Source organism: Mesorhizobium sp. M0751 (assembly GCF_040320265.1).
Lineage (GTDB): Bacteria > Pseudomonadota > Alphaproteobacteria > Rhizobiales > Rhizobiaceae > Mesorhizobium.
The window spans coordinates 1-2246 of sequence record NZ_JAMYPH010000063.1 but is presented as its reverse complement, the minus strand read 5'-3'; the positions used below and the strand labels follow the sequence as shown (position 1 = coordinate 2246).

Annotated in this window: 2 protein-coding genes and 1 pseudogene; all 3 read right to left on the bottom strand. The window is 54.9% G+C overall.

What is annotated here, in order from left to right; genetic code table 11:
* Positions 1-125 precede the first annotated feature (125 nt).
* Positions 126-300: pseudogene (locus NKI19_RS33000) on the bottom strand (transposase); the annotation flags it as partial.
* Positions 301-478: 178 nt separating this feature from the next.
* Positions 479-1912, bottom strand: coding sequence for an aminotransferase-like domain-containing protein (locus NKI19_RS32590; protein ID WP_352567702.1), 1434 nt, complete (start codon positions 1910-1912; stop codon positions 479-481).
* 137 nt (positions 1913-2049) lie between these two features.
* Positions 2050-2246, bottom strand: a 197-nt coding sequence (locus NKI19_RS32585) for a hypothetical protein (protein WP_352951291.1), incomplete at its 5' end; no start/stop codon positions are given.

The window sequence follows — 2246 nt, the reverse complement described above, 5'->3', positions numbered from 1 at the left end:
CCCCGACCAGCTCCGCCGATCACCCGTTGCTCAACCCGCGCCATACGGCGTAAAACCCGCCGAGGCTCTAACTGCAGCCGGATGAAAATTCAGTGGCAGGTCACGTGGGGCCGACACCGCGCTTTTCAGGCCGTGCACTCACGGCTTCCCACGCGGCCATTGTATTCGGCCCACATCTCATCAGTCACGTTCCCGCTGCTCACCACCCAATAGCCCCTCGCCCATAGGTGCTGGCCCCTTGCGCAATATCCCGAACTCGCTCAGCAGTTTGTGCGAACTGCGCCCCTTCAAGTATTTTAAGAAAGCGAATTTTCGATTGGGTCTTGATACTTGGGGTCTGAATCGAAATTTCGCGCAAGTCAGCCGTACGCAGGCAGGCGTTGCGGCACGAAGGCTTCGTTCAAGTGCTCCTTGAGGTTGGGCTGGCTGATGCTTCCGCTTGACTGCGCAGCCTCAACCCCTTCAATCTGAATGGTCATCACCGCCCGACCGACCTGTGCATCATCTCACCCAGATTCGCCAGATAAGTTTCGTTTTGAGCTGTCCATGGGAACGAGAAGTTAAGTGCAACGAAGTTTCGGAATGAGGCCTCGATCGAGAAAATAGGACCAGGGAGAAAACTGAAGTCAGATTCTATCGCCTGAAGCAAAGCGCCAGTGGCATCGAAGGCGAGTGGCCCTCGCACCCAGCACATAAACCCGCCGGCCGGAGACGATACAACACACTCACTGGGAAAATGTTCTGCGATTAGCTCGAGGCCCCTTTGCATCCTCGCGGCAAGTGTGCCGCGCAATTGCCTCAAATGTCGGTCCTGACTACGGATCGCCAGAAACGTGGCGATCGCGCGCTGGACAATACCGTCACCGCTGTTCAGTCCGTGTGTATACTGGTGGGTCATCAAACGCCGTGTGTGGGTGCCGGCAATGATCCAACCCAATCCATACGCTGGCGGGAGCGAGGCCATAAAACTCCCGAATTGCACTACGATATCGGACGGATCGTGTTGTTTGAACGAAGGCTGTCTGTTGCCACGGTAATTCAGGTCGCTGAACATGTCATTTTCGAGGATAAGCACTTGGTGTTGGCGAGCAATTTCCACAACACGGCGCATAGTTTGCTCGGAATAGGTCACGCCTGTGGGATAGTGATGGGAGCCCATAAGCAATGCCACGCGAACGGAATTCGAGCGGACAAGATGCAGGAATTGTTCGGGATTGATGCCAGAGCGCGGGTGGGAATAAATTTCCACCACGGAGAGGCTCTTGCGGTTCAATCCAGCCAGCATTGGAAAATAAGATGGACTTTCGACAAGGATTACGTCTCCTGGCTTGGTAAATGCATTGAGGCACATGTCGAAGCACGACATGCCGGTGTTGCCGACGATTATTTCCCCTTGTGCGACGACGCATCCTCGCTTTGAGACGCGGCGCGAAATTTCATGTCGCAACTGCATGTCGCCTTGTGGTGAATCGCACCCAACAAGCCTGGTCTCGCCTTGCCGCAAGAGCTGGCGCAACAGCCGGTCTATCTCGCTCCGGTCGAATAAGTCCGGACTTGGGTAGAAGCTGCCGAATGGGCCAAGTTCATTTGAATAGCAAATGTGCAGCAAAGCCTCAGGCAGATTTTTAACAGTCTCTCCATCGCCATCGTGACTTCGTGAGCCTGTCGCTGGCGCCGGCAAACCGATGACATAGAAGCCCGACCGGGGCCGAGCCTCGCAAACAGCCTCAGCCTCCAAGAGCTCGTATGCATGATGAACTGTCATCGGGCTGTACCCCGTATCCTCGCTTAACTGCCGCACAGACGGCAGGCGATCACCGACCCTCAGCGTCCCGGTGCGAATGCGGCGCTTGATGAGGTCAACGACAAATTCGTAGCGGCGCATCGCCGACGTCTGGGGACCATCGGTCATAGGATTGGAGTTCCGATCGCAACTGGTATCTGCTTTGTCTGCACAAGAAAGCCGTTCACCTTTAGACAAATAATGGGTCTTGGCGGCCAGATCGTTGCATAACCTAAGCCTCCTGCAACACGTGAACCCATCCATATTTATCCTTTCTGGTCGTTAAAATGCACAAAAGCCACCAATTCCGCGGAGCACAGTTTGTCGCGAGGACGCGCTTCGGGTTTCAAAACTGCGCCATCTGTGCTGAACAAATTCGCAGGAATTTGACACTGGCGCGTCTCCACATTTTTGTTTCTGTTTGTCATGTTGGTAACGGTCAGAGTCGCCAGGGCGCTGAGGA